The organism is Kribbella sp. ALI-6-A (assembly GCF_001984195.1).
Lineage (GTDB): Bacteria > Actinomycetota > Actinomycetes > Propionibacteriales > Kribbellaceae > Kribbella.
This window is the reverse complement of the sequence record NZ_MTQN01000006.1, coordinates 1-26295: the sequence shown is the minus strand read 5'-3', so window position 1 is coordinate 26295 and position 26295 is coordinate 1. Positions and strand designations below refer to the sequence as shown.

Below are 26295 nucleotides of genomic sequence, written 5' to 3'. Positions count from 1 at the left end.
GCGACATTGAGCCGTTCGGTGTCGAAGGGAATCGAATCCACCGAGTCTTCGATCCCCTGCATCGACGGCTGATCAGTCGCCGGAGTCCCGCGTGCTCGGGGCCGGCACGGCGAGCGCGGCCTCGATCTTGTCGGCCAGTTTCTCCGGCGGATTGGTCGGGGCGTACCGAGCGATCACGTTTCCGTCCCGGCCGATCAGGAACTTGGTGAAGTTCCATTTGATCCGCCCGCCCAGCAGCCCACCGGCCTCACGCTTGAGCCAGTTGTACAGCGGCAGGGTCTTGGAACCGTTCACGTCGATCTTGGCGAACATCGGGAACGTGACGTGATAGATCGTCGAGCAGAAATTCGCGATCTCGTTCTCGTCGCCGGGCTCCTGGTGGCCGAACTGGTCGCAGGGGAAGCCGAGGACCGAAAATCCTTGTTTCCGGTAACTCTTGTAGAGCTTCTGCAGGCCCGTGTACTGCGGGGTCTGGCTGCACTGCGACGCCGTGTTCACCACCAGGAGCACCTGGTCGCGGAAGTCGGCAAGAGACTGTTCATTGCCTTCGATCCGTTTGGCGCTGAAGTCATAGACAGTCGTCATGGTTCAATGCTGACACGACACGCCCGACTTCGCGCGCCGTCTGAGATGTCAGACTCGGCGCAGAACTGTTACGACCTTTCCGAGAATGGTCGCGTCGTGGCCGTCGATCGGCTCGAAGGCCGGGTTGTGCGGCAGCAGCCAAACCTCGTTGCTGGTCTTCTTGAACGTCTTCACGGTCGCCTCGCCGTCGATCATCGCAGCGACGATGTCACCGTTCTCCGCGGTCGGCTGCTGGCGGACCACCACCCAGTCGCCGTCGCAGATGGCCGCCTCGATCATCGATTCTCCCTTGACCCGCAGCATGAACAAGGTGCCCTCCCCGACCATTGCCTTGGGCAACGGGAAGACCTCCTCGATGTCCTGCTCGGCCAGGATCGGTCCACCGGCGGCGATCCGGCCGACCACCGGCACGTACGCCGCGGCCGGGTGCGCGTCGCCGGCCCCGGTCTCGTCGTACGACGTCTGGCGGACCGAGCCCACCGAGCCGCGCCGCGCCGCGTCGGCGACTTCGCCCGGATAGCGGACCTCGATCGCGCGCGGCCGGTTCGGGTCGCGGCGCAGCAGGCCCTTCTGCTCCAGCACGCGGAGTTGATGGGAGACCGATGACGAGCTGGTCAGGCCGACCTTCTCGCCGATCTCGCGCATCGAGGGCGGGTAGCCCCGGCTGTCCACCGAGTCGCGGATGACGTCCAGCACCCGGCGCTGGCGCGGGGTGAGTCCGGTCGCGTCGGCCGGGCCGTCGGGCAGCTCGGTCACGGTCGGCTCGGCGGCACCGCGCGCGGAACCACTGGCCTTGCTCGAACCGCTGCCCTTGCTGGAACCGCTCGTCCTGGCCATCGGTGGTAACTCCTCGGGTCGGGGCCGGCGCCTGGGTGTCACTCGGCCCGGCCTTGCGTGGTCGACTGAGCACGACGTTAGACCGAATCCTGAGATTCTTCAAACATCTGTTCGAAGGCGTGTCGGTTCGCACGTTTGTTCGTGTGTCGGGTTATAGAGCGGGAATTTCCCCGGCGTGTCCTGGTTGGAACAGTTGCGGATCGGGCGTGCTGCGGTTAATCATTCGTACAGACGTTCGATCGAACAGGTGTTCGGACGCCGCCGGATCGAAAACTGTCGGCGGCGACCGGTAGACACAAGGTAGAGCGCACGACGAGGTCTGGACGAGGGTCTGGAGGATCCGATGAGCACAACGGCACTGGCCACCGCAGCTACGCCGGAAGCGGGCGCCCCTCCCGTCGTGCCCGTCGCGCCGCGCCGGCACCGGATCGCCGGTACGACGACCGACCGGCTGACCGTGCGGGCCTGCGCCGGCCCCGATCTCGAGCCCCGGGTGCAGCCCACGCCGCGGGTCCACCAGCCGGCGGGTCGCCGGCAGGACGCGGAGATCGAGCCGTCGGCGCTGCAGCTGACCCGTCGGGGACGTGCGGTGCTGACGACGCTCTCGGTGCTGATCTTCGGTGCGGCGATCGCCGTGCTGGGACTGCGCGTCGCCGGAGCGCTCGAGCCCGAGCCCCAGTTCACCCGCACGGTGCAGGTGCAGGTCGGCGCGGGCGACACGCTGTGGTCGATCGCCCAGAGCACGAACCCGTCGAGCAACACCGCCGCCGTCGTCGAGCAGATCGCCGACCTGAACAACCTGCGCACCGCCGCCGACGTGGTCCCCGGCCAGACACTCGAGGTCCCGCTGCGCTGACAGCCGCTAGCGCACGGCCGACAGCCAGAGATCGGCGTACCGACGGCCGTCCACGGCGGTCGCCACCCGGACGACCGTCGGCGAGGCGCCGTGCGGGTCCGAGGTGAGATCGCCGGTCCAGTCCCGGGTGTCGACGATCGTCCGGCCGCGTGACCAGCTGCCGGACAGCTCCACCCGCAACGGAAACTCCTGCGTGGTCAGCCCGTCGGGCTCGATCACCGCGCACACCGCGCCGCCGTCACCGATGCTCGCCTGCTCGGCCCGGTACAGCTCGCTGCGCTTCTGGATCAGCCGTCGCGCCAGCTCCGCCGACGGCGACCCGCCGAGCGCGCCGGCCTCGGCCAGCGTGATCGGTACGCCGTAGAACACGTCGAGCCCGTACATCGTCACCGGCACCCCGAGCTCCCCGGCCGCGGCGAGCACGATCGCCGCCGCCTCCGGGTCGGTCCAGATGTTGAACTCCGCCGACGCGGTCGCGTTGCCGATGCCTGCCGCGCCGCCCATGAACACGATCTCGCGCAATCCCCGCGCCGCCTCCGGGTAGGTGCGCAGCAGCAGGGCGATGTTCGTCATCGGCGCCAGCGGTACCAGCGTGATCAGCTCACCCGTCGCCGCCGCCTCGAGCAGGACGGCGCGCAGCAGCTCGACCGCGTGCCGGCCGTCCGGCGTACGGGTCGACTTCGGCCAGTCCAGGTCGCCGAGGCCGTCCTTGCCGTGCACGTGCGGTGCCGCACGTACGGGCTGCAGCAGGGGGAGTGTCGCACCCCGAGCCACCGGTACGTCGGAGCGCCCGGCCGCGTCGAGCACGGTCAAGGTGTTGACCACGACCTCGTCCAGGCCGACGTTGCCGCCGACACAGGTGACCGCCTTGAGATCGAGCTCCGGGTGGCGGGCGGCGAGCAGCAGGGCGCAGGCGTCGTCGAGCCCGGTGTCGACGTCGAGAATGACCGGCTTCATCCCGCCATCCTCACCCATCGGCCGAGCCATCGCGCGTTGGCAGGCAATTCATCACTGGCTCTGGTCCTGTTCGTGTGGGTTTCCTACGGTCGGTGCCCATGAAGCTCACTTCACGCCGCCCTCGTGCAGTGCTGGCCGCCCTGGCCGCAAGCGCCACTGTCACCGCCGTCCTGAGCGCTCCGTACGCCGTCGCCGAGCCGGCCACCGACCACGCCGTCACCCGAACGGCCGCTCCCGAACCGACCGTCGACGAGACCTTCGACGGCACCACCCTCCCGACCGGCTGGACCGTCGTCGACGGCACCTGGAAGGTCCAGAACGGCCGTCTCACCGGGACGTCGGCCACGTCCGCCCAGCAGAGCCGGATCACCTTCGGCACCCCGCTCACAGACTTCCGGATCGAGAGCCACCTGCGCTTCGAGTCCGCCCTGGACGCCGCCCGCTGGGTCGCGTTCGGTCTCGACCTGGCCCCGGCCGGGACGGTTCCGTGGTCGATCGCGACCCTGCGCAGCGGATCGACCGCCGCCAACGGCCTCGAGTTCGCGCAGCGCACCGCGTCGAACACCTGGAACGTCACCGACACCGGGGCCGCCCCGATCGCGGTCGGCGTCGGCCGCCAGGTCGCCGTCGCCGTCGAGGTCCGCGGCTCCCGCGCGACTTGGTTCGTCGACGGCCGTGAGGCGCTGCGCACGACGATGGTGAACCGCAGCGCGACCGGCGTCCAGGCGCTGCTGGTCAACGGCGCGACCGTCTCCTTCGACGACCTCAAGGTGACTCCGCTCGGCAAGGAGTCCTTCGTCCGCAAGCCCGGCGACCCGCTGCGGGTCTGGGCGCACCGCGGCGGATCGAGCGCCGCCCCGGAGAACACGGCGGCCTCCGACGAGGTCGCCCGCCGGGCCCGCGCGGAGTGGATCGAGAACGACGTCCAGCCGACCAAGGACGGCGTACCGGTGATCCTGCACGACGACACGGTTGACCGGACCACCGACGGCACCGGCGCGATTCGCAGCCTGACCGCGGCCCAGGTCGCCGGTCTGGACGCCGGGTCGTGGTTCGCCCCGGCCTTCGCCGGCCAGCGGGTTCCCACCCTCGGCGAGCAGCTGGACGGTCTGAAGACCCGCGGCGGCAATCTGCTGCTCGAGGTCAAGGGCGCGCACACCAAGGACTCCGTCGCCCGGATCGTCGCCGAGATCCGCAACCGATCGATGACCGGCCGGGTCTTCATCCAGAGCTTCGAGCCGCAGCACCTGCGCTGGATGCGCGAACTGGCCCCGGAGCTCCCGCTCGGCCTGCTGCGCAGCACGCTCGACCCCGACCCGGTCGCGATCGCCAAGGACCTCGAGCTGTCGGCGTACAACCCGTCGGACGCCGCGTTCCGGACCCGCCCGGGCATCGTCGCCGAGCTGCACGCGCAAGGTGTCGCGGTGAACGTCTGGACGGTCGACGACGCCACGCGCTGGAACGCGCTGGAGAAGGCCGGCGTGGACGGCATCATCACCAACCGCCCGGCCGAGCTCTACGGCTGGAACGCCGCGTTCCTCCAGCGCGGCAAGCCCGCTGTGCTCAGTCCCGCTGCCGGGCAGAAGGTCGACCGCGCCCAGCAGCTTCGGATCGCGGTGACCTCCGCCGAGCCGGCCGACATCACTCTCGACGGCAAGCCGGTCGAGAACGGCAGCGCGCTCGACACCGCCGTACTGGCTGCTGGTGAGCACGTCATCAAGGCCCAGGTCGGGCAGCAGTTCACCGAGTCCCGCTTCCAAATCGTCGCGACGCCGACCGGGCTGGCCGGCCTGATCCTGACGTCGAACGCCTCGCGGCCGGCCGTCTCCACCATGACGACCCTGCTCGGCCGGCGTCAGTACGGCGTCCTCGCGGTGTACGCCGGAACGCCCGCCGCGTCGGGCCTGACCGCGGCCCAGCGGGCGCAGATCATCGCCGAGGCGCGAGCGCTCGCGGCCGGCTGATCTCGCCGAACCACACCCATCCCGGCCGGACGCTCCCCAGGGGCGTCCGGCCGGCTAGTTCTCCGGGCCGTACTCGATCAGCTCGACCACGCCGGTCCTGGTCGAGCTGAAGCCGACCGGGGCGCACTACATGGAGGACCTGCACGCGTCGGGTGAGCTGCCCGCTGTGCTGCATGAGTTGCGGGACCTGCTCGACCTGTCCGCGCTGACCGTGACCGGCGAGACGCTGGGGGAGCGGCTGGGCAGCGGTCCGGTCTGGGTCGACCGCGAGGTCGTCAGGCCGCTGGACTCGCCATCACGTCCCGAGGGCGGTCTGGTCTGGCTGCAGGGATCACTGGCGCCGGCCGGTGCACTGATCAAGCGGTCCGCGGCCGACCCGGCGTTGTTCGAGACGACCGGGCGGGCGGTGGTGTTCAGCTCGCTGGCCGACCTGGCGGAGCGGATCGACGACCCGGAGCTCGACGTGACGGCGTCCGATGTGCTGGTGCTGCAGAACGCGGGGCCGATCGGCGCCGGGATGCCGGAGGCCGGGTACCTGCCGATCCCGGGCAAGCTCGCCAAGGCCGGCGTGCCGCCGCCACCGCCCGCCCCGGCGACCGGGTACCGGCGGTTGTTCCACGAGCATGTGCTGGGCGCCGACGAGGGCTGCGACTTCGACTTCTGCCGTCTCTGATCCGCCCCGGGCCCGGCGCGAACTCGCCAGGCCCGCAGGTGTCTTCCCAGGCCCTCCGGAGGCCGTATTTTGCGCCTCCGGAGGGCCTCTGCTACGGCGCCACGCGGGACTACACGGGCCCGCGCGAGTGTTGGAACAAAGAGACGCGCGCGGGATCTGGGCGTTCTTGCAAACTGTCGGAGCAGCGACGTAGCATCCCTAGATGTAGTGGTTACACGGGTGTAATTTTCCACAGGTAGTGGTTGGTTACCCACAAGTCGTACACAGGTTGTCCCCAGCTCGATCCACAGCGTCGTCGCTCGGCGCCCCACGGGAGGAGTGATTCGCCGTGCACTGTCCGTACTGCCGGCACAGCGATTCCCGGGTCGTCGACAGCCGGGTCGCCGAGGACGGCGGAGCGATCCGCCGCCGGCGTCAGTGCCCGGTCTGCGAGAAGCGGTTCACCACCGTCGAGCAGATGCAGCTGACGGTCGTGAAGCGCTCCGGCGCGACCGAGCCGTTCAGCCGGGAGAAGGTCATCCGCGGCGTCGGCAAGGCCTGCAAGGGCCGGCCGGTGGACGACGACGCGCTGGCCCGGCTGGGGCAGACGGTCGAGGACACGCTGAAGGGCGGCGGCTCGCCGGAGGTGCCGGCCCACGAGGTCGGCCTGGCCATTCTCGGGCCGCTGCGCGAGCTCGACGAGGTGGCCTACCTGCGGTTCGCCAGCGTCTACCGGCAGTTCGAGTCGGCCGACGACTTCGAGACCGAGATCGCGCTGCTGCGGGCCGAGAAGGATCCGCAGGGCACCGAGCCCGCGCCCAAGGGCGTGGCTCCACAGACGTAACGGGGATTCGGTATCACCAGCACCACCGGCAGTACGCCGTACAGGCACCACGAAGTACCAACGGGGCGGTCCCGACAGACCGCGGCAGACACAGGGCGAGGAGCAACCATGACAGAGACGGTGACCGGCCACTCGGGGTCGACCAAGAGGTCGGCGGCCGGGTTCCGCGGGCGCAAGAACGCGCCGGCGGGACTCACTATCGAGCGCATCTTCACGACCGAGGGCGTGCACCCCTACGACGAGGTGACGTGGGAGCGCCGCGACGTCGTGCAGCAGAACTGGAAGACCGGTGAGACGGTCTTCGAGCAGCGCGGGGTGGAGTTCCCCGACTTCTGGAGCGTGAACGCCTCGACCATCGTCACCACCAAGTACTTCCGCGGTGCCGTCGGCCACGACAACCGGGAGTGGAGCCTCAAGCAGCTGCTCGACCGGGTCGTGAAGACCTACCGCAAGGCCGGCGAGGAGCACGGGTACTTCGCCACCGCCGCCGACGCGGAGGTGTTCGAGCACGAGATCACCTGGATGCTGCTGCACCAGTACTTCAGCTTCAACTCGCCGGTCTGGTTCAACGTCGGCACCTCGTCCCCGCAGCAGGTGTCGGCCTGCTTCATCCTCGCCGTCGACGACTCGATGGACTCGATCCTGAACTGGTACAAGGAGGAGGGCCTGATCTTCAAGGGCGGCTCCGGTGCCGGTCTGAACCTGTCCCGGATCCGGTCGTCCAAGGAGCTGCTGCAGTCCAGCGGCGGTACGGCCTCCGGCCCGGTCTCCTTCATGCGCGGCGCGGACGCGTCCGCGGGCACGATCAAGTCCGGCGGCGCCACCCGGCGCGCGGCCAAGATGGTCGTGCTCGACGTCGACCACCCCGACATCGAGGAGTTCGTCGAGACCAAGATGCGCGAGGAGGACAAGATCCGTGTCCTGCGCGACGCCGGTTACGACATGGACCTCGGCGGCCGCGACATCACCTCGGTGCAGTACCAGAACGCGAACAACTCCGTCCGGGTCACCGACGAGTTCATGCGCGCGGTCGAGGAGAAGACCGAGTTCGGCCTGCGCGCCCGGATCGACAACTCGATCATCGAGACCGTCGACGCTCGCGAGTTGTTCGACAAGATCAGCCACGCTGCCTGGGCCTGCGCCGACCCCGGCATCCAGTACGACGACACGATCAACGACTGGCACACCACGCCCGAGACCGGCCGGATCACCGCGTCGAACCCGTGCTCGGAGTACATGCACCTGGACAACTCCTCGTGCAACCTGGCCTCGCTGAACCTGATGAAGTTCCTGCGCGACGACGACCTGTTCGACTCCGAGAAGTTCGTCAAGGCCGTCGAGCTGATCATCACCGCGATGGACATCTCGATCTGCTTCGCCGACTTCCCGACCGAGGCGATCGGTGACACCACCCGCGCCTACCGGCAGCTCGGCATCGGCTACGCCAACCTCGGCGCCCTGCTGATGGCGACCGGCCACGCCTACGACTCCGACGGTGGTCGTGCGCTGGCGGGTGCCATCACCTCGCTGATGACCGGTACGTCGTACAAGCGGTCCGCGGAGCTGGCCGGCATCGTCGGCCCGTACGACGGCTTCGAGCGCAACAAGGACGCGCACACCCGGGTGATGCGCAAGCACGCCGCGGCCAACGACGCGATCCGCACCATCCACGAGATCGACAAGGACGTCCAGAAGCACGCCACCGCGGCGTGGGAGGGCGTGCTGAAGATCGGCGCGAAGAACGGCTGGCGCAACGCGCAGGCCTCGGTGCTCGCGCCGACCGGCACGATCGGTTTCATGATGGACTGCGACACCACCGGCATCGAGCCGGACTTCTCGCTGGTCAAGTTCAAGAAGCTGGTCGGCGGCGGTTCGATGCAGATCGTCAACCAGACGGTGCCGCGCGCGCTGCGGCTGCACGGCTACACCGAGGAGACGATCGAGGCGATCGTCGAGTACATCTCCGAGCACGGTCACGTGGTCGACGCCCCGGGCCTGAAGCCCGAGCACTACGAGATCTTCGACACCGCGATGGGTGAGCGCGCGATCAAGCCGATGGGCCACGTCCGGATGATGGCCGCGGCACAGCCGTTCCTGTCCGGCGCGATCTCCAAGACGGTGAACCTGCCCGAGACCGCGACGGTCGAGGAGATCGCCGACGTCTACTTCCAGGGCTGGAAGCTCGGCCTGAAGGCGCTCGCGGTCTACCGGGACAACTGCAAGGTCGGCCAGCCGCTGTCGGACTCCAAGGCCAAGAAGGCCACCGCGTCGACCGAGGCCGCCGCGGAGAAGGTCGTCGAGAAGGTCATCGAGTACCGGCCGACCCGCAAGCGCCTGCCGAAGTCGCGTCCGTCGCGCACCACGTCGTTCAGCGTCGGCGGTGCCGAGGGGTACATGACGGCCGGCTCCTACCCCGACGACGGTCTGGGTGAGGTCTTCCTCAAGATGGGCAAGCAGGGCTCGACCCTGGCCGGCGTGATGGACGCCTTCTCGATCGCGATCTCGATCGCGCTGCAGCACGGTGTGCCGCTGGAGACCTACGTCCAGAAGTTCACCAACCTGAAGTTCGAGCCGGCCGGTCTGACCGACGACCCGGACGTGCGGATGGCGCAGTCGATCATGGACTACATCTTCCGCCGCCTGGCGCTGGACTACCTGCCCTTCGAGGACCGGGCCGCCCTCGGCATCTACTCCGCCGACGAGCGCTCCCGCCAGCTCGACACCGGCTCCTACGAGCCGGCGCCGGTCGAGGTCTCCGAAGCCGAGTCCCTGAAGGCCGTCGAGCCGGTCGCCGAGAAGCCCGCCGCCGTCGAGGACGCGTCGGTCGACGCCGCCGCCGCGAAGCCGGTCTCCTCCGAGGTCCGCACCACCGCCGAAATGTTCGAACTGATCACCGGCACCTCGGTCGACGCCCCCCTCTGCTTCACCTGCGGCACCAAGATGCGCCCCAGCGGTTCCTGCTACGTCTGCGAAGGCTGCGGCAGCACGTCGGGCTGCAGCTGACGCACCACCCAGGCTGCGGCGGCACTGTCCGCCGCAGCCGACCCCACCTCAGGTGACGGCAGATCTGCCGCCGCCCGACCTGGTTGAAAGCGCCGCGGCCCCCGGGAACTTCCCACTTTCCCCGGGGGCCGCAGCGCGTCCAGAGCCGTTGCAGAGTTCAGCTGTTCACCATCCCCTGAACCGGCGACCGTCGTACGCTGACTGCTCGCCGCCCTCCCGTACAGTCGCGGCAAAAACATCGCGAAGACGGCGGCTCCCCATGCAGCCCAACCCCTCCATTCCGGCCGCAACCGTCGTACCGGTGCTGATCTATCCCGACATCGCGGAGGAGCACAACAACCACCATTCGCCGCGCCCCGGCGAGACGTCGCACTCGATCATGGTCCGCGTCGACGATGCCCACGCCCACTGCGAACAGTCCCGCCGCCACGGCGCCGCATCACCACCGAACCGACCGCCTTGCCGTACGGCGAACGCCAGTACAACGCCGAAGACCTGACGGGTCACCGCTGGACGTTCACCCAGCCCCTCGGGGACATCGCCCCTGAAGAGTGGGGCGGCACCACGGTCACCACCGACTGACACCGGCCCCAGTCCGGCATCATGGCGGCCAGCCCGGCCACTGCTGGAACCTGCTCGATGACCATCCGCTCGCGATCGACCACGCGCGCAAAGGCGCGGTCCACGAGCCGGCGGCTGGAGGAGGCTGCTGTGTCACCGACACCTGGGGCAGACCTGGGTCGCCACCGGGCACACCGTGACAAGCCCGGGGGCGCGGCCCGCGGCGGCCACGAACTGGATCGGACCCGGCTCTGTGGCTCCGTTCGTGAGAGCCGACACCAGGGCTTGGGCTCAGCCGCTGAGCGGGTGATCACCAGCCTGGGCACGAGAAATCCCCTGTGTGCACAGGGGATCAGGATGTCTGTCAGAACGCGGTCGCCGGCCGCAAACGAGTGGTCGGTGGATGAGTCGCAAGAGGTCCACTCCGACACGGGAGAGGACCTCTTGCGGGCGTCTCAGCGGGCGATGTGGCTCGTCGTCCTGACGAGCGTGAGGTTCGAACCATCGCTGTTGGAGGTCCAGAGGCCGACCACGACACTGGAAGGACCACCGGGCAGGTCTATCGTGGCACCGACGGTCGCCGTGCCGGTCGCGCCGTTGCACTGGCCTACGTTGTGCAATGTGCCTGGGTACGCCGTGGTCCCCGCGTAGGGAACCACTGAGACCCATCGGCAACCGCTTCCGGCGACCGAGTGCAGCACGCCCGTGGCCGTGACCGAACGGCTGGAGAAGGTGACGCTGCCCGAGTAGTAGCTGGCACCATAGGTCAGGTTGAAGGGTTTCGCGGCCGTTTCGGCCGCCTGGGCGGGCGCGGCAACTCCGATCGTCCCCAGAGCGGCTACCAGGCCAACACCAGTCGCAGCAAGTCGTCGCACGTGTACTCCTTGGAGTTGTTGGTGGGTCGCAAGGAGTCTGCGGCCGTCGTCCACGGCAGCGGAAGCTTTTTGCACCTTGTGGCAATGCCCTCATGGGCTGACGTTCGCCCGCGTCGCCAGGCCGGCAACAGGCACTGTCGTGCTGCTGCCGCCCACACCGCAGTTTCTGTCTGTCCGCAAGTGGCTCTGCCGTTGGGCGCAGCAGACCGGACGAAATCTTGACCTCTGGTAGGGATCGCCGGAGGGTGACGGAGACCGCTCCATCTCCTAATCGCCCGAGGAGCACACCATGCGTTGGAGTGAATCCCCTCGTCGCAGTTGGGCCCGCCGCGCGTTGCTCGCCGCCGTTCCGGTCACCCTGGTGCTGACCGTCGCGCCGACCAACTCCAGCGGAGTTCCGACCGCGGCCGACAGCGCCGCGACTGCGTCGTACCCAACTGACCACGCGGGCCGGACTCTGTTCCGCAACACCGGCCAGGCCTACCTGAACCACCGACTGCCCGTGAGGCACCGCGTCGAGGACCTGCTGCGCCGGATGACGCTGGAGGAGAAGGTCGGCCAGATGACGCAGGCCGAGCGCGCCGCCGTCACCGACAACCCCTCGCTGATCACCAGTTTGCGGCTCGGGTCGCTGCTGTCGGGCGGCGGCTCGGTCCCGACCCCCAACACCCCGCAGGCGTGGGCCGACATGGTCGACCGCTTCCAGTCGTACGCCCTTCAGACTCGCCTGCAGATCCCGATCCTGTACGGCGTCGACGCGGTGCACGGCCACGCGAACTTGCTCGGGGCAACAGTTTTCCCGCACAACATCGGCCTCGGCTCGACCTGGGATCCCCGGCTGGTCGAGCGGATCGCGCACGTCGTTGCCGAGGAGACACGCGCCACCGGTCCGCAGTGGAACTTCGCGCCCTGCGTCTGCGTGGCCCGCGACACCCGTTGGGGCCGCACGTACGAGAGCTTCTCCGAACACCCCGGCCTGGTGACGCGGTACGCCTCCAGCATCGAGGGCTTCCAGGGCAAGCGCACCAGCGATCTGGACAACCGCGACCGTGTGCTGGCGAGCGCGAAGCACTACGCGGGCGACGGGGACACCGAGTTCGGCTCGGCTGCCGGCGACTACACGATCGACCAGGGCGTGACCGTGACGAACCGGCGCGACTTCGCCCGGATCAACCTGGCGCCGTACGTGCCCTCCGTACGCCGGTACGACACCGGCACCGTGATGCCGTCGTTCTCCAGCGTCGACTGGACCGAGGACGGGATCGGCAACCCGATCAAGATGCATGCGAATCGGGAACTGATCACCGGCGTGCTCAAGGGCAAGCTCGGTTTCGACGGCTTCGTGATCTCCGACTGGGAAGGAATCCACCAGTTGCCGGGGGACTGGCCGACGCAGGTGCGGACCGGGGTGAACGCCGGGATCGACATGTTCATGGAGCCGAACTCGTCGCCCGCCTTCGTCACGACCTTGCTCGAGGAGGTCCGGGCCGGCCGGGTCTCGCAGGCGCGCATCGACGACGCGGTCCGGCGGATCCTGACCAAGAAATTCCAGCTCGGCTTGTTCGAGCGGCCCTACACCGACCGGACGCACCTGGCCGAAGTGGGATCGGCCGAGCACCGCGCGCTGGCGCGGGAGGCGGTCGCCAAGTCGCAGGTGTTGCTGAAGAACTCGGGCGGTCTGCTGCCGCTGAAGAAGAACGCCAAGGTGTACGTCGCGGGCCGCAACGCCGACGACATCGGCAACCAGGCCGGCGGCTGGACCCTCAGCTGGCAGGGCGCTTCGGGCCGCGACCGGTTGCCCGGCAACACCATCCTGGAAGGCATCCGGCAGGTCGCCCCGGAGGCCCAAATCACCTACAGCAGGGACGGTTCCGCCCCGACGGCCGGCAGCGACGTCGCCGTCGTCGCAATCGGCGAGACCCCGTACGCCGAAGGCTTCGGTGATGTCGGCGGTCCGTCGTGGGCCTGGGACCCCGAGGACGCCGGCGTACCGCGCGAGCCGAAGAGCCTCGACCTGCAGCCGGGGGACAGGGCCGTGGTGGACAAGGTGTGCGGCGCCGTCGCCAAGTGCGTCGTGCTCGTGGTGTCCGGGCGGCCGCAGGTGATCCCGCCGGCCCAGCTCGGCACGATCGACGCGCTGGTGGCGTCGTGGCTGCCCGGTTCGCAGGGTGAGGGAGTCGCGGACGTGCTGTTCGGCAAGCGCCCGTTCACCGGCAAGCTGTCGCACACCTGGCCGCGCAGCGCCGACCAGGAACCCATCAACATCGGCGACCGCAACTACAACCCGCTCTACCCCTTCGGCTGGGGCTTGCACACAACCACCCACCGCTGACCGGGCGGCTTCGCCTGACCACAGCGCCGACCGGCCGGCATCGCGGCTGTCCGACGCTGCCGGGCTTTGACTGACCGCCGGTCCGCCCCTTCCAGGGCGGGCCGGCCGTTCGGTCAGTGTCCTGTGCGATCCGAGTCGGCCGGTGTTGACCCGGACCCGTCCAGCGCGGACAGCTTGGCCATCTCCTCGTCGGTCAGCTCGAAGTCGAACACGTCGAGGTTCTGCGCGAGCCGCTCCCGGTTCGCCGACTTGGGAATCGGTACGACGTCCAGCTGCACCTCCCACCGCAGCACGACCTGCCCTGGCGTCTTCCCGTGCTTCTCGGCGAGCTGTACGACGTCCGGCCGCTCCAGCAGATCGCTGCCCTTGCCCAGCGGGCTCCACGCTTCGGTGACGATCCCATGCGCGGCATGGAAGTCCCGGCTGTCCTGCTTGGCCCAGATCGGGCTCAGCTGGATCTGGTTCACTTCGGGGGCCTCGCCGGTCTCGTCGATCAGCCGCTGCAGGTGCGACGGCTTGAAGTTCGACGTACCGATCGCGCGGACCAGGCCGGCCTCGCGCAGCTCGATCAGCCCGCGCCAGGCGTCGACGTACTGGTCCTGGTCCGGATTGGGCCAATGGATGAGCAAGAGGTCGAGGTAGTCCAGCCCGAGCTTGTCCGCGCTCGCCTCGAACGCCGTCCGCGCGCCCTCGACGCTGTGCCAGCGCTTGTTGAACTTCGAGGTCACGAACAGCTCGTCGCGCGGAGCACCCTTCAGCGCACGGCCGACGCCCACCTCGTTGCGGTAGTTCTCCGCGGTGTCGATCAGCCGGTACCCGAGCTCGAGCGCCGTGGCGACCGCGCGCTCGGCCTCGTCGTCGTTCATCGGCGACGTCCCAAGGCCGAGCCGCGGCAGCGCGGTGCCGTGACGCAACGTGACGGTCGGGGCAGCACTCATCGGGCTTCTCCTCGGCTGGCCGGTCTCGGCTCACGGTATCCGCGGACCCCACGGCCAAACTGTCGGGATCCTGGGTCATGATGATTCCGGGCCACCGAGGCAGGCCCTGGGAGCGAGGGGGTTGGGGATGAGGAACCGGCTGATCACGCTGGTGGATCTTGGTCTGGACAGCTCCTTCGACGCGTCGATGACATTCGTCCAGGGCGTGGTCGGCAACGTCAATGCCGGCTGGAACGCGCCCGTGATCGACGTGAACTTCGTCCGCACCCGCGACCACGAGACAGCGTTCTCCGCGTTGACCACCCCCTCGACCGTGCTGCACGTGATGGCGCACGGGGACCACAGCGAGGAGCCGTCGTTCCTGTCCACCGACGGGCAGACCCAGGTCTCGCTGAGCGCGCTGGCCGACTGGTTCCTGGATCGGCAGTGGGGCATTTCCAGCGGCGTGGTGATCGCCGACGGCTGCAAGACCGGCATCGGCAAGTGGCAGCGCGCGATCCGCGACTGCTTGCAGGACGACATCACCTACATCGGCACCAGCACGGTCGTCGGCTGGTACGAGGCGACGGTGTTCTGCTCGGCCTTCTACGGTGCCCTGATCCGCAACCGCGGCCTCGGCAAGAGCCCCGCCGAGCAGGGCTGGGACGCCGCCAACCGCGCGATCAGCGCCTACGAGACCCTGACCGACGCCCGCTGCCCGTACAAGCCGGTGCTGCTCACTCCGTCGCGTCGCGCACTGCGCTCCCTCACCGGTTGACGCCTCGTTTCTCACGGAGCGGAAGCGACACGCAGACCGGTCGCTACCGTGCGTCGACCATGTGAGACTTTCTGTGCCTCTGACCGACTGCCCAGGACCAACAGCGGGGACTCCTCCAGCCGGGCACGCCGGCCGGTACTTGCGTTGAAGGAATCCCTGATGAAGCTCGACAAGAACACCCTCCTGCTGTCCGCCGCGGTGGTCGTTTTCCTGTACCTCCTTGCTCTGGTCGTAGGGCTGCCCGGCTGGGTCGCCGTGATGCTCGCCGTGGTCCTGCTGCTCGCTGTCGCCGTGCTCTCCAAGGAGCCCGTCGCCAAGCCGGCCCCGATCACCGTGCAGACCCCGGTCGCGCCGCCGGCCCCGAGCCCGCACGCGAGCCACGACCTCGACCCGGTCTTCTCCCTCCCCCCGACGCGCACGATCGCCGACGTACGGCTCCCGTCCGCGTCGCCCGACTTCCAGTTCAGCTTCTCCGCCGTCGTCCACTGGTCGACGGTGCTGTCCGGCTCCCGCCACGCCGACCTCGGCAGCGTGGCCGTCGACGCCTTGCTGAACCGCGCGAAGGCCCTCACCGCCGGCCAGCAACCCACCGAGGAAGCCCTCAACCAGCACCGCCTCGCCGCCCTGCTCGGCGAGCCGGACCTGGACGACCGCGGCCAGGTCCGCACCTGGGCCACCGAGGTCCGGCTCCGCCTTCCCGACGCCGACAGCAAACACCTCCAGGTCCTCGCCGCCCTCCATCGCCGCGAACAAACCACCCTGCTCGAACGCCGCATGGAACGCGACGAACGCGCCTACCTCCGCGACGAGGTCCTCGCCACCCCGGGGTCGGCCGCCGTCTGGTGGCTGGTCAACAACCCGGGCAAGGTCGAGCAAGCCGTCGACATCCTCGAAACCCTCGCCCAACTCTCCGCGGTCGCCAACACCGACGAACTCCCGTCCCGCCATCCCAACCCCTCTCTCACCGCCGCCGACCAATCCATCGCCGAACTCGCCACCGCCCTGAATCACTCCGAAGACCCCCGCCCCACCAACTACCGAGAACAGTTCTTCGCCGAAAAGCCGCATCACCCCGATCAGCCCTGATCCGACGACACGCGCCCGCCCGCTACGTTCTGTGAATCGTGTGAAGCTTTCGGTGGCTCTGGCGGACGTGAGGCGCGGAGATGATCGATGGCGACTGACGGGACTTTCGAGGCGTTGATCGGGTCCGAGACCTGGCGGCTGTTGCTGGCCGCTGGCACTCTCCGTAGCTTTCCGCCGGGCCGAACGATCCTCAGACAAGGTGACCCCGGCGGCTTCCTCTTCGTCCTCGAGTCAGGCCGAGTCAAACTCCTCGCGAGCGCCGAGGACGGTGCTCAACTGGTCCTCACCATCCGCGGCGGAGGCCACCTCCTCGGCGAGCTCGCCGGCGACAGCGACGGCGCCCGCACGGCGGACGTCGTTACCATCGACCGGTGCACCGCGCGATTCCTTCCCCAGTATGAATTCGACCGGTTCCTCGGCCGTCACGACCTGCACGGCGCGTTCCACCGCTACATCGCCGGAAAGTTTCAGCAGGCCGTCGGCCGGCAGGTCGACCTGGCCCACCGCCGGGCCGTGCGGCGCATCGCGCGGTTGTTTCTCGATCTGGTCAGGTTCGCCCCTGACGGCCTGCCGGATCCGCGGCACATTCCCTTCACTCAGGAAGAGTTGGCCACTGCGTTGGGTATGGCTCGCAGCACAGTGACGGACCAACTCACCACGCTTCGACGGTCCGGTGCCTTGGCTCCAGGCCCTCAGTTGGTCGTCAGTGACCTGAGCCGACTCACCGAATGGGCCGATTCCTGAGAGGTGGCCCACTTCACGGCCCGTCTTGTCCGATTCCGGACAGCGGCTCGGTCCCGCTCCCGAAACCCTGGTTGCACCACCCAGCCACCAGAAGGAGACGCCATGACCACCCCTCAAGATCCCGGCTTCGCCGGAGTGTCCGCACTTCCGCCGTACCGATCGCTCCTGGTCGTCGACATGAAGGACTACAGCGGTAGTCCCGGCCGGTACCAGACCGAGCTGACCCAGCAGATCCCCAAGATCCTGAAGGCGACCTTCAAACGAGCCGGGCTGGCATCGGTCTGGTCCCAGAAGACGTTCCACAACACGACGGGTGACGGATACGCAGTCGGTCTGCCGGCCGAGATCCTGCCACTGCTGCTCAACCCGTACCTTGGACTGCTGCAGGCCGAGCTCGAGGACCGCAACCGCGTCCGGCGTCATGGTCACCAGTCGATCCGATTTCGCGTCAGCATCCACGTCGGGCCGGTGCACGACTCCGGAACGAACAGCAGCGGCGACGGCAGTGGCGCGGCGCGAGTGGAGCTGCACCGGCTGCTCGACAGCCAGCCGGTTCGCCAGCTGCTGGCCGGCTCGGACAGCGAGGTGACCCACGTCGCAGGGATCGTCTCACCACGGGCCTACGAGGACGCGGTGCTGTCGAAGTACGCGGAGGAGGCCACCAGCCTGTACGTGCCTGTGCCGATCAAGGTGAAGAGCTTCGAGGGCAATGCCTACTTGCGCGTTCCGAAACCCTCGGGTGACCTCCTGATCCGGGGATTCGTTCCCGAAGAGCCGGCTGTCCGGCCGAAGAATGCGTCCGGCGAACGCCGAACAGCCGGACCGGGCGCGGAGGGGCGCGACCCGGGCGCCGGCGGGATCAGCAGCATCACGGGTGGCGTCGGTACCGTGGTCAATGGCTCCAATGGACCGCTGAACACGGGCAGCGGCAACCAGTACGTCGGACCGCCGACCGACGGACGGTGGCGATGACCACCGAAGCGGTGACGGAGCCGACCGCAGCAGTAGACGACATCGTGGCTGCCGCTACGCCGGCCCACATGGATGTGAATCACGGGGGTGTCGGCACGGTCGCCATCGGTGCCGGTGGCCCGATGAACACCGGCACCGGGTCGCAGTTCGCGATGGGCGGCCAGGACAACGACTACAAGCTGTACTTCGAGATGCCCGGCCGCCAACGCCGGTTCCGCGATCAACGGGTGACCTCGTTCCGAGTCGAATGGCTTCGGGATCGCTTTGTCGCGCCGGCCAACTTCTTGGCAGCCGCCGACCAGCTGGCACAACCGACGGGAGTGGTCCTTCTGGTCGGTTCGTCCGGCATCGGCAGGCGTACGGCGGCGCACATGTTGCTTTGTCCTGAGCCCGGAGCCGGCAACGTGGTCCGGCTGCTCCCTGCCGAACTCGAGGCGCAGGCGGTCGAGGCGGATCGAAGGGCCTACAACGGCGACGACGTACAGCCCGGAGAGCGGCTCCTTCTCGACCTGTCCGAGGTCGGGACCGAGGCATTCAGGGAGTTGCAGGACTTCCTGCCGTCTCTGCAGCCTGCGGTCGCCGATCAGCGGGCGAAGCTCGTCGTCGTACTGGCGGCCGAGCACGAGGATTCCTTGAGACCCGACTACCGGCCTTACCTCGTCAGAATCGGGAGCCCTGATCCGATCAGCGTTCTGGCCCGCCATCTGGAGTCTGCGGGCCTGCGGGGCGAGCGGGAGCATCTGATCACCCATCGGGAGAAGTTGCGCTCGGCAAGTATGGCGGCCGTCGAGCGGCTGGCGGAACGGATCATGGACGCGCGGGCACGGGACCCGCGGGGATCGTTCGAGCGGTGGCTGGTGACCGGCTTTCGTGCCGATGAGCAGCGACGCGAGCAGATCGAACGATTCCTGGCCGGGCGAGTGGATGCGCCAAGTCGTGCGCTCGCTCTGGCCGCCGCCACTCTGGAAGGCGGTACCGCGGAAGCTGTCTTCTCAGCCCAGCAGCTTCTGCTGAAGAATCTCGACTACGAGTCCGAACCCCGCCGGACGTTGATAGAACTCGACGGAGTCGTGCCGGCACTGACCGATCTGGACCTGTCGGTCGGTGTCGACCCCAGGGGCCGCGTCCACTTCGAGGACGAGGAGCTGGCGCCGAGGATCGTGGAGTACTTCTGGGACGAGCTGCCTTGGCTGAGGAATGCACTCGCCGACTGGCTGACATCGGTTGTCGCGGACGTTTCACTCCGGACCAGCGACCTGACACTGATCGCGGATCGCGTGGCCGACCAATGCATTCGGAATCGGCAATCCGAACTGGCGGTACGGCTTGCCCGAGAGTGGGCCGACCACAGCTCCTTGGAGGTGAGATCGGCGGGGTATCAGCTGCTCGGCCGCTTGCTGTCGGACGAACGGACCGCCGCCCCGACCCGACACCACCTCTACTGGTGGTCACGGGATCGGCAGCTGTCACCACGGCTCTCCTCGATCGTCATCGCGGCTTGTGTTGAAGTGCTGGCCGAGATGTACCTCGATCAGGCGGTGGTGCGATTGAGTTGGCTCGCCCAGCACGAGAACGGCTCGGTGCGGTACCAGGCCCGCGACGCCCTGAAAAAGCTTGCTGAACGCGAAGATCGTCGCGACGAAGTGCTGCAGTTGCTGCTCGAGGGCAGTCGGTTCCGAGCTCAGACCTTCGCATCGGTCGTCCCGCCGATCGTGGCGACCACTCTGCCGACGACGGACGATGGCAGCATGTCGACCGCCGTTCGCGGGTGGCAGCGAGTCCTTGACGCATCCGACGCGGGGCCGGCCGGTCGTTTCCTGGTGGCTTGGCTGGACTGTCATGCGGATCTCTTGGACGAGGGCCGAGCCCACGACGCCGAGCGGCTTCTTCGGCGTCTGGCGGCAGTCTGCCGAGGAGCCTCGACTCGGTTGGACACGCTCTTCACCACGAACCGCGAATGGATCGACGCTGCCGCTGACGCGGAGGTGCTCCAACGCAGACTTCGGACAGCGATCCTGGTCGAGCAGACCATCCGTGAGATCGCCAGATCGACAGATACCTCGCCCCGAAAGGCTTCCCGATGACATCGTCGACCAGCAAGGCAGCATACTTCGCTCTGTTCGGGCCGCCGGTGATCGTTGTCGTCGTCTGGCTGGCCGCCGGACTCGGATGGGTCGGACTGGTGCTGGAGACCGCTGCCATCGCCGTCGGCGTCCTTGCTTTCCGATCCCTGAAGGAAGCGCCGGCTTGGCTGGGCAGAGGTGAAAGCGTGGTAGCGGAAATCACGGACGTAGAGATTCCTTCAGCCGAAACGGGAACGAGCTTCAGGTTCTGCGCGGTGGTTCGATGGCATGATCGGCAGATCAGCGCGGCCGCGGCACGCGATGCGGTACTCCGGCGGGCGGCGGGTCTCAGCGTCTCCTGGCGCCCGGATCAGGTAGGCACTGCCCAGCATCATCTGGCGGTCGAACTGTCACGTATCCGCCTGGACGGGCACCGATCCGGTTCGGGTTGTGTCACCGACGTCCGGTTGGAGCTGTCCAAGACCGACCTGAAGCACCTGGAACTGAAGCAGGCCGCGATCAGAGAGATCGAGCTCTGGGAACTGACGATCGAGCGCGAACGCAAGGTGAGGTCCTATCTGAGAAACGATGCTCTGAGCACTCCTGAAGCCGCGATCGTCTGGTGGCTCTCCCGGAACGAGAGTGGCGTCCAGCACGCGGTCGAGTTGTCCGACGTCCTGACTCGCCTGTCCGATCTCGCGACCGGCCGTGCCACTGCGGGGTCCGACGAGAAGGTTGGCGCCGGGCTCGTGGAGGCTCTGGAGCTGGTCGATCCGCCGGGGCGACGGCACAAGGCTGAACAGGTGGCTTCCATCCTCGAGGAGATCGGCTGCGCGAAGGACGCTGGTCTGATCCGTCGGAAGTTTCACGTCGAGAGACTGAGCGAGGTTGTCGACGTCCACCACAACGGCCAGACATCCGTGACTACCGACTCGTTGGAGTGATGACGGGCGGTGTGGCCGGCGCAGCGTGCAGGGGAACTCGCCGGCCACACCGCGATCAGGGGCGTCAGGGGTCGAGCCAGTGGATGGCGGTGGCGCCTTGGTGGCCGTGGACGGCGAGGAGGGCCGGGATGCCGTCTTGCCAGACGGTGGTAGTGGGGTAGTCGCCGGTCCAGCGGAGGGTGACGGTGCTGTCGGACCACTCGACGCCCTCGGCGACGATTCCGGTGCCGCTGACCCCGGAGATGTCGACGTGGCGCACGAGGTGGAAGCGGCGCGGTGGGTTTCTGGTGGCGCGGCTGAGTTGCCGGCGGCGGGTGGTGGGGAAGCTGGTCATGGATCAAGTGAACGCTTCGCGAACCGGGCGGACCATGAACTGAACCGGTATCCACAGGGCACTTTTTGCGCACTCCGAGAGCGCTCGATCCTCGTACATTCCTTGGCAGACAGACCGACACAGCGAAGGAGTGGGCGATGGCAGTCATCGAGAAGTGGACCGGCCGGCACGCGCATGCCCTGAGAGAGGCGCTGCGGTTGACCAACGAGTCGTTCGCCGGACGCCTCGGGGTCGCACCGCGGACGATCACGAAGTGGAAGGAGCGGCCGGAGATGGTGCCGAGCCCCTACCTGCAGGACGCCCTCGACACCGAGCTGGCGCAGGCGCCGGTCGACGTACTCACCCGATTCACGGCCAATCTCGGTCTGCCGGACCAACGGATCGCCTTGGATCAAACGTCGATCGGGCAGCTCAACGCCGCGGTCACCGACCTGGCCCGGCTGCTGGCCCGAATCGAGTTGGGCGCGCTGCAACAGCCTTCGGCACACTGACTACGATCCGGACGGCCTACAGGTGAGGAGCTGACAATGCGGCGAAGGCCGGTGGACTCGTCGAGTGTGCGATCGATCGGGTGGGACGACGGGACGCTCGAGGTGGAGTTCGTGGGTGGCGACGTCTACCAGTACTACGGCGTCTCCGAGTTCACGTACGCCGGATTGGTGCGAGCCGACAGCATCGGCAGATTCATCAACACCCGGATCAAGCCGCACCACGACTTCCGGGAGGTGTGACGCCGCGCTTCCGGAGGTGCGACGGCGGGACGTCCGGCAGCTCTGAACGATGACCGCGCGTGCGGCAACGAGGCTGGGGTTTTCGCGATGTCACCGGAGGGCACCAGAAGGTGGATCCACGGGGGTGCTCATTCAGGAGGTGGACATGCGCACTCGTAGAGCCTCTACGACCGGTTCTCGCGTCATCACGATCGTTGTCGTGGTTTGGCTGCTGATCGGCCTTGCGGCCGCCGCGCAGCGAAACTACTTCGGAGGTTCCGACGCCACCTGCGCGAAGGTGGGGACGACCTTGGTCACCATCGTCGCCGGACCGCTGAACTACATCGGCGCCAACCCGAAGGTGGACTGCGAAGCCCCGCAGCCTTCCAAGTAAACGAGTTCAGCGACACCGCCAGCACGTCCCGGCCACGGATGCATCGGCATCCGTGGCCGGAGCTTGCCCAGCTAGGTTCGGTGCTGCCGTGTGGAGTGCAGCGCGTGTCGAGGCACGCGGGTCCGCGCGCGCCTAGGCTCCGAAGCGACAACCGTGAGGAGCAGGGGTGGAAACAGAGACCGACGTGCTGGGTGAGCAGATCGCCAAGGAGCTGGAACGCTTCCCGGTCCCGGGGATCAGTTGGGCGGTGATCGGCAGTGGCGGCATCGTGGGGACCGGAGCTGCGGGGCTCGTGGATGCCGGGGCCGTCGACGCGGTGTCGTCGGAAACGCTCTTCCAAGCATGTTCGATCAGCAAGCCGGTCACCGTCTTCGCGATGCTCCGGCTCGTGGACCGCGGACTGCTCGATCTCGACGAGGACGTGAATCGCCGGTTGACGTCGTGGCGCGTTCCACCGACGGGCAACTGGCAACCCGTCGTGACGCTGCGCCAACTGGCCAGCCACAGCGCCGGCCTGACAGTGCACGGCTTCCCCGGTTACCCGTACGGCGAGCCGCTGCCGACTACGATCCAGGTCCTCGACGGCTTGCAGCCGGCCAACACCTTCGGAGTCCGCGTCGACACGGTGCCCGGAGCACAGTTCCGGTACTCCGGCGGCGGGACCCTGGTGATGCAGCAACTGCTCGAAGACGTCACCGGTACGCCGTTCCGGGAGTTGATGCGTGAGCTCGTGCTCGAGCCGTTGGGGATGGCCGCCAGCGACTACGCGCAGCCGCTGCCCGAGGATCTCCATGGCCGCGCGGCGAGCGCTCACGACGAGCAGGGGCAGGTAGTCCCGGGACGCTGGCACAGCTATCCCGAGCTGGCGGCCGCGGGGTTGTGGACGACACCGAGCGATCTCTGCAGGTTCGCGCTGGCCGTGCGGGCGGCGTACGGCGGTGCTGACGGCGCGTTGCTCTCACCTGAACTCGCGCGAGAGATGTTGACGCCGCAGATTCGCTCTAGTGATCGGCTGGGAGGACTGGACCACCTCGGGCTCGGCTGGTTCCTCGGAGCGGAGGCGACGCGGTTCGGGCACAGCGGTGGGAACGAGGGGTTCAAGTGCCATCTACTCGCTGATCGGGACTCCGGACATGGTGCCGCGGTGATGACGAACGGCGCCAACGGCATGTGGGTGGTGCAGCGAGCATTCGCCGCACTGGCGTCGGCGTACGGGTGGAGTGGGTACGACGAGCCGCTGGACGACTGGGACCTCCCGACGGATGCCGCGCTTGACGGGCTGGTCGGGAGCTATCGGCTGCGCGACGGGTTCGGCTTCACGGTCGATCGCTTGGGTGGCGGGATCGAGGTGACCTTCGATCACCAGGCGCCGATGACGTTCATGCCGATCGACGGCACGGTGTTCGCCAGCTCGATGGTGAGTGCTCGGCTGCGGCTGCGCGAGGACGGGCTGGCGTTCGAGCAGAACGGCACGCAGACCCTCTGCTCGCGTATCGGCTGAGGGGTCACTCCGTGCCGGGAATAGGTCGAGTGGGGGACCGGTTACACCTGATGCCACCTGGTACATGACCCCCGGGCCTCACACTCAGCCGCTACGAGCGGCCACTCGCCGAGAGGCGTCTGCTGGGCGGTGCGGTACTCGATGGGTGGGTGACGAGCGATCGTCGCCCACCCGTCACCATCTGAAGAGCCGGACTTGAACGGGTGCGGCACTATGGATGGTGGACCTCGCGGAGACGTGAGGGCCGGCCCCGCGGAGACGCGGGTGACAGATGTGACCAGAGGGACGTTAGGCATCGCGCCGATGCGGTCGAGCAGTGCGCAGTACAGGTCCTGACGAAGGGCCGGAGCTCGATTTGCATCTTCACCGTGAATGTCAGTAATGTTCTTCTTGTTGGAGCGAGTGCGGGACGCGGAAGCGGCCGGTCGCTCCGGCAAACTCCCTGAAGGTCCTTAGAGCCGGAACACGCGTAAGCGGGTTTGGGTCGCTGAGACACGCAGGGGGACTGGTTCGAAAGGCCGGATTTGACCGGGCTTGAGCGAATCGGTAAGGTTGGTCGAGTTGCCCCGGAGCTTCACGCGGAAGTGTGGAGCGCGGTGTGCGCCCGATTCTTGAGAACTCAACAGCGTGCCGAAAGTCAATGCCGAAATATGCATTAACCCCGTGCACAGGCTTCGGATGTGTCTTCTACCCTGGTCTCTTCGAGATTTTGGGTGGTGGGTCGTCTGTTGTTCTGTCGCGGATTCCTTTGAATGTAATTTCTGGATTCAAGTCAGTTTGATTTGTTTCTGATTCAAAGGATCACTCAAAGTAGTCTGTTCTCCATGGCCTTTTGGGGTTGTGGTGGATATATAGATTTCAACGGAGAGTTTGATCCTGGCTCAGGACGAACGCTGGCGGCGTGCTTAACACATGCAAGTCGAGCGGTAAGGCCCCTTCGGGGGTACACGAGCGGCGAACGGGTGAGTAACACGTGAGCAACCTACCCTCAACTTCGGGATAAGCCTCGGAAACGGGGTCTAATACCGGATATCACTTCGGACTTCATGGTTTGGGGTTGAAAGTTCTGGCGGTTGGGGATGGGCTCGCGGCCTATCAGCTTGTTGGTGGGGTAATGGCCTACCAAGGCGTCGACGGGTAGCCGGCCTGAGAGGGCGACCGGCCACACTGGGACTGAGACACGGCCCAGACTCCTACGGGAGGCAGCAGTGGGGAATATTGCGCAATGGGCGAAAGCCTGACGCAGCAACGCCGCGTGAGGGATGACGGCCTTCGGGTTGTAAACCTCTTTCAGCAGGGACGAAGCGAGAGTGACGGTACCTGCAGAAGAAGGACCGGCCAACTACGTGCCAGCAGCCGCGGTAATACGTAGGGTCCGAGCGTTGTCCGGAATTATTGGGCGTAAAGGGCTCGTAGGCGGTTCGTCACGTCGGGAGTGAAAACTCGGAGCTTAACTCCGAGCCTGCTTCCGATACGGGCAGACTAGAGGTAGGCAGGGGAGAGCGGAACTCCTGGTGTAGCGGTGGAATGCGCAGATATCAGGAAGAACACCGGTGGCGAAGGCGGCTCTCTGGGCCTTACCTGACGCTGAGGAGCGAAAGCGTGGGTAGCGAACAGGATTAGATACCCTGGTAGTCCACGCCGTAAACGTTGGGCGCTAGGTGTGGGGGACATTCCACGTCCTCCGTGCCGCAGCTAACGCATTAAGCGCCCCGCCTGGGGAGTACGGCCGCAAGGCTAAAACTCAAAGGAATTGACGGGGGCCCGCACAAGCGGCGGAGCATGCGGATTAATTCGATGCAACGCGAAGAACCTTACCTGGGTTTGACATATAGGGAAATCCTCCAGAGATGGGGGGTCCGTAAGGGTCCTATACAGGTGGTGCATGGCTGTCGTCAGCTCGTGTCGTGAGATGTTGGGTTAAGTCCCGCAACGAGCGCAACCCTCGTCCTATGTTGCCAGCACGTTATGGTGGGGACTCATAGGAGACTGCCGGGGTCAACTCGGAGGAAGGTGGGGATGACGTCAAGTCATCATGCCCCTTATGTCCAGGGCTTCACGCATGCTACAATGGCCGGTACAAAGGGCTGCGAAACTGCAAAGTGGAGCGAATCCCAAAAAGCCGGTCTCAGTTCGGATTGGGGTCTGCAACTCGACCCCATGAAGTCGGAGTCGCTAGTAATCGCAGATCAGCAACGCTGCGGTGAATACGTTCCCGGGCCTTGTACACACCGCCCGTCACGTCATGAAAGTCGGCAACACCCGAAGCCGGTGGCCTAACCCTTGTGGAGGGAGCCGTCGAAGGTGGGGCTGGCGATTAGGACGAAGTCGTAACAAGGTAGCCGTACCGGAAGGTGCGGCTGGATCACCTCCTTTCTAAGGAGCA

Annotated in this window: 23 protein-coding genes and 1 rRNA gene; 18 read left to right on the top strand and 6 right to left on the bottom strand. The window is 67.2% G+C overall.

Annotated features, from left to right (window positions below; translation table 11 throughout):
* Positions 1–72: 72 nt before the first annotated feature.
* Positions 73–585 (bottom strand): glutathione peroxidase, encoded by a 513-nt coding sequence (locus BWI15_RS02630; RefSeq protein WP_077012660.1) that lies wholly within the window; start codon positions 583–585, stop codon positions 73–75.
* Positions 586–633: 48 nt separating this feature from the next.
* Positions 634–1422, bottom strand: a complete 789-nt coding sequence (lexA, locus tag BWI15_RS02625) for a transcriptional repressor LexA (protein WP_077012659.1) — start codon at positions 1420–1422, stop codon at positions 634–636.
* A 343-nt stretch (positions 1423–1765) separates the two neighbouring features.
* Here lexA and BWI15_RS02620 point away from each other — a divergent pair, with 343 nt between their 5' ends.
* The gene (locus BWI15_RS02620; protein ID WP_077012658.1) at positions 1766–2278 is read left to right on the top strand and encodes a LysM peptidoglycan-binding domain-containing protein; all 513 of its coding nucleotides are present in this window, start codon (positions 1766–1768) and stop codon (positions 2276–2278) included.
* A gap of 6 nt (positions 2279–2284) precedes the next feature.
* On the opposite strand, the gene BWI15_RS02615 is transcribed toward BWI15_RS02620, so the two are convergent.
* Complete coding sequence (locus BWI15_RS02615; protein ID WP_083750527.1) at positions 2285–3235, bottom strand: nucleoside hydrolase; 951 nt, start codon at positions 3233–3235, stop codon at positions 2285–2287.
* Positions 3236–3333: 98 nt separating this feature from the next.
* Here BWI15_RS02615 and BWI15_RS02610 point away from each other — a divergent pair, with 98 nt between their 5' ends.
* The 5 genes from BWI15_RS02610 (at position 3334) to BWI15_RS38260 (ending at position 10197) form a co-directional block, all read left to right on the top strand.
* Positions 3334–5199 carry a glycerophosphodiester phosphodiesterase gene (locus BWI15_RS02610; protein WP_077012656.1) on the top strand — a complete coding sequence of 622 codons (1866 nt, stop codon included), beginning with the start codon at positions 3334–3336 and terminating at the stop codon, positions 5197–5199.
* 76 nt (positions 5200–5275) lie between these two features.
* Entirely contained in the window at positions 5276–5872 is a 597-nt protein-coding gene (locus BWI15_RS02605; protein WP_083750526.1) for a dihydroxy-acid dehydratase domain-containing protein, read from the top strand.
* 328 nt (positions 5873–6200) lie between these two features.
* Positions 6201–6695, top strand: coding sequence for a transcriptional regulator NrdR (gene nrdR, locus BWI15_RS02600; protein WP_077012654.1), 495 nt, complete (start codon positions 6201–6203; stop codon positions 6693–6695).
* Positions 6696–6803: 108 nt separating this feature from the next.
* Positions 6804–9698 (top strand): vitamin B12-dependent ribonucleotide reductase, encoded by a 2895-nt coding sequence (locus tag BWI15_RS02595; RefSeq protein ID WP_077012653.1) that lies wholly within the window; start codon positions 6804–6806, stop codon positions 9696–9698.
* Positions 9699–9957: 259 nt separating this feature from the next.
* A complete protein-coding gene (locus BWI15_RS38260) occupies positions 9958–10197 on the top strand; it encodes a hypothetical protein (protein ID WP_202817559.1) in 240 nt (79 codons plus the stop codon).
* 517 nt (positions 10198–10714) lie between these two features.
* On the opposite strand, the gene BWI15_RS38645 is transcribed toward BWI15_RS38260, so the two are convergent.
* A complete protein-coding gene (locus BWI15_RS38645) occupies positions 10715–11134 on the bottom strand; it encodes a hypothetical protein (RefSeq protein WP_143465379.1) in 420 nt (139 codons plus the stop codon).
* A 289-nt stretch (positions 11135–11423) separates the two neighbouring features.
* On the opposite strand from BWI15_RS38645, the gene BWI15_RS02580 reads away from it, so the two are divergent.
* Positions 11424–13466: a glycoside hydrolase family 3 protein gene (locus BWI15_RS02580; protein WP_077012650.1), complete on the top strand. Its 2043-nt coding sequence runs from the start codon at positions 11424–11426 to the stop codon at positions 13464–13466.
* A 113-nt stretch (positions 13467–13579) separates the two neighbouring features.
* Here BWI15_RS02580 and BWI15_RS02575 read toward each other — a convergent pair whose 3' ends face one another.
* Positions 13580–14404, bottom strand: coding sequence for an aldo/keto reductase (locus BWI15_RS02575; RefSeq protein ID WP_077012649.1), 825 nt, complete (start codon positions 14402–14404; stop codon positions 13580–13582).
* A gap of 127 nt (positions 14405–14531) precedes the next feature.
* Between BWI15_RS02575 and BWI15_RS02570 the strand changes: the two genes are divergently transcribed.
* From BWI15_RS02570 to BWI15_RS02545, 6 genes are all read left to right on the top strand, one after another.
* A complete protein-coding gene (locus BWI15_RS02570) occupies positions 14532–15161 on the top strand; it encodes a hypothetical protein (protein ID WP_077012648.1) in 630 nt (209 codons plus the stop codon).
* Between the two features lie 159 nt (positions 15162–15320).
* On the top strand, positions 15321–16247 hold the full coding sequence (locus BWI15_RS02565) for a hypothetical protein (protein ID WP_077012647.1): 927 nt from the start codon (positions 15321–15323) through the stop codon (positions 16245–16247).
* An 87-nt stretch (positions 16248–16334) separates the two neighbouring features.
* Positions 16335–16991, top strand: a complete 657-nt coding sequence (locus BWI15_RS02560; protein WP_077012646.1) for a Crp/Fnr family transcriptional regulator — start codon at positions 16335–16337, stop codon at positions 16989–16991.
* Positions 16992–17093: 102 nt separating this feature from the next.
* Positions 17094–17963 (top strand): hypothetical protein, encoded by an 870-nt coding sequence (locus BWI15_RS02555; RefSeq protein ID WP_077012645.1) that lies wholly within the window; start codon positions 17094–17096, stop codon positions 17961–17963.
* Positions 17960–20047 carry a hypothetical protein gene (locus BWI15_RS02550; RefSeq protein WP_143465378.1) on the top strand — a complete coding sequence of 696 codons (2088 nt, stop codon included), beginning with the start codon at positions 17960–17962 and terminating at the stop codon, positions 20045–20047. Before BWI15_RS02555 ends, BWI15_RS02550 begins: the two co-directional genes overlap by 4 nt.
* On the top strand, positions 20044–20970 hold the full coding sequence (locus tag BWI15_RS02545; protein ID WP_077012643.1) for a hypothetical protein: 927 nt from the start codon (positions 20044–20046) through the stop codon (positions 20968–20970). Before BWI15_RS02550 ends, BWI15_RS02545 begins: the two co-directional genes overlap by 4 nt.
* Before the next feature lie 64 nt (positions 20971–21034).
* On the opposite strand, the gene BWI15_RS02540 is transcribed toward BWI15_RS02545, so the two are convergent.
* Positions 21035–21304, bottom strand: a complete 270-nt coding sequence (locus tag BWI15_RS02540; protein ID WP_077012642.1) for a hypothetical protein — start codon at positions 21302–21304, stop codon at positions 21035–21037.
* A gap of 137 nt (positions 21305–21441) precedes the next feature.
* On the opposite strand from BWI15_RS02540, the gene BWI15_RS02535 reads away from it, so the two are divergent.
* The 5 genes from BWI15_RS02535 to BWI15_RS02515 all read left to right on the top strand — a co-directional run bounded on the left by BWI15_RS02535 (position 21442) and on the right by BWI15_RS02515 (position 26285).
* Positions 21442–21795, top strand: a complete 354-nt coding sequence (locus tag BWI15_RS02535; protein WP_077012641.1) for a helix-turn-helix domain-containing protein — start codon at positions 21442–21444, stop codon at positions 21793–21795.
* A 36-nt stretch (positions 21796–21831) separates the two neighbouring features.
* The gene (locus BWI15_RS02530) at positions 21832–22035 is read left to right on the top strand and encodes a KTSC domain-containing protein (RefSeq protein ID WP_077012640.1); all 204 of its coding nucleotides are present in this window, start codon (positions 21832–21834) and stop codon (positions 22033–22035) included.
* A gap of 145 nt (positions 22036–22180) precedes the next feature.
* Entirely contained in the window at positions 22181–22408 is a 228-nt protein-coding gene (locus BWI15_RS02525) for a hypothetical protein (RefSeq protein ID WP_077012639.1), read from the top strand.
* A gap of 166 nt (positions 22409–22574) precedes the next feature.
* On the top strand, positions 22575–23909 hold the full coding sequence (locus BWI15_RS02520) for a serine hydrolase domain-containing protein (RefSeq protein ID WP_077012638.1): 1335 nt from the start codon (positions 22575–22577) through the stop codon (positions 23907–23909).
* An 858-nt stretch (positions 23910–24767) separates the two neighbouring features.
* Positions 24768–26285, top strand: a 16S ribosomal RNA gene (locus BWI15_RS02515).
* The last annotated feature ends 10 nt before the right edge of the window (positions 26286–26295 follow it).

Bases quoted from the DNA above. Each gene is read 5' to 3' on its own strand.
- BWI15_RS02630 (WP_077012660.1), bottom strand. From the start codon at position 585: ATGACGACTGTCTATGACTTCAGCGCCAAACGGATCGAAGGCAATGAA.
- lexA (WP_077012659.1), bottom strand. From the start codon at position 1,422: ATGGCCAGGACGAGCGGTTCCAGCAAGGGCAGCGGTTCGAGCAAGGCC.
- BWI15_RS02620 (WP_077012658.1), top strand. From the start codon at position 1,766: ATGAGCACAACGGCACTGGCCACCGCAGCTACGCCGGAAGCGGGCGCC.
- BWI15_RS02615 (WP_083750527.1), bottom strand. From the start codon at position 3,235: ATGAAGCCGGTCATTCTCGACGTCGACACCGGGCTCGACGACGCCTGC.
- BWI15_RS02610 (WP_077012656.1), top strand. From the start codon at position 3,334: ATGAAGCTCACTTCACGCCGCCCTCGTGCAGTGCTGGCCGCCCTGGCC.
- BWI15_RS02595 (WP_077012653.1), top strand. From the start codon at position 6,804: ATGACAGAGACGGTGACCGGCCACTCGGGGTCGACCAAGAGGTCGGCG.
- BWI15_RS38260 (WP_202817559.1), top strand. From the start codon at position 9,958: ATGCAGCCCAACCCCTCCATTCCGGCCGCAACCGTCGTACCGGTGCTG.
- BWI15_RS02580 (WP_077012650.1), top strand. From the start codon at position 11,424: ATGCGTTGGAGTGAATCCCCTCGTCGCAGTTGGGCCCGCCGCGCGTTG.
- BWI15_RS02575 (WP_077012649.1), bottom strand. From the start codon at position 14,404: ATGAGTGCTGCCCCGACCGTCACGTTGCGTCACGGCACCGCGCTGCCG.
- BWI15_RS02570 (WP_077012648.1), top strand. From the start codon at position 14,532: ATGAGGAACCGGCTGATCACGCTGGTGGATCTTGGTCTGGACAGCTCC.
- BWI15_RS02565 (WP_077012647.1), top strand. From the start codon at position 15,321: ATGAAGCTCGACAAGAACACCCTCCTGCTGTCCGCCGCGGTGGTCGTT.
- BWI15_RS02560 (WP_077012646.1), top strand. From the start codon at position 16,335: ATGGCGACTGACGGGACTTTCGAGGCGTTGATCGGGTCCGAGACCTGG.
- BWI15_RS02555 (WP_077012645.1), top strand. From the start codon at position 17,094: ATGACCACCCCTCAAGATCCCGGCTTCGCCGGAGTGTCCGCACTTCCG.
- BWI15_RS02550 (WP_143465378.1), top strand. From the start codon at position 17,960: ATGACCACCGAAGCGGTGACGGAGCCGACCGCAGCAGTAGACGACATC.
- BWI15_RS02545 (WP_077012643.1), top strand. From the start codon at position 20,044: ATGACATCGTCGACCAGCAAGGCAGCATACTTCGCTCTGTTCGGGCCG.
- BWI15_RS02540 (WP_077012642.1), bottom strand. From the start codon at position 21,304: ATGACCAGCTTCCCCACCACCCGCCGCCGGCAACTCAGCCGCGCCACC.
- BWI15_RS02535 (WP_077012641.1), top strand. From the start codon at position 21,442: ATGGCAGTCATCGAGAAGTGGACCGGCCGGCACGCGCATGCCCTGAGA.
- BWI15_RS02530 (WP_077012640.1), top strand. From the start codon at position 21,832: ATGCGGCGAAGGCCGGTGGACTCGTCGAGTGTGCGATCGATCGGGTGG.
- BWI15_RS02525 (WP_077012639.1), top strand. From the start codon at position 22,181: ATGCGCACTCGTAGAGCCTCTACGACCGGTTCTCGCGTCATCACGATC.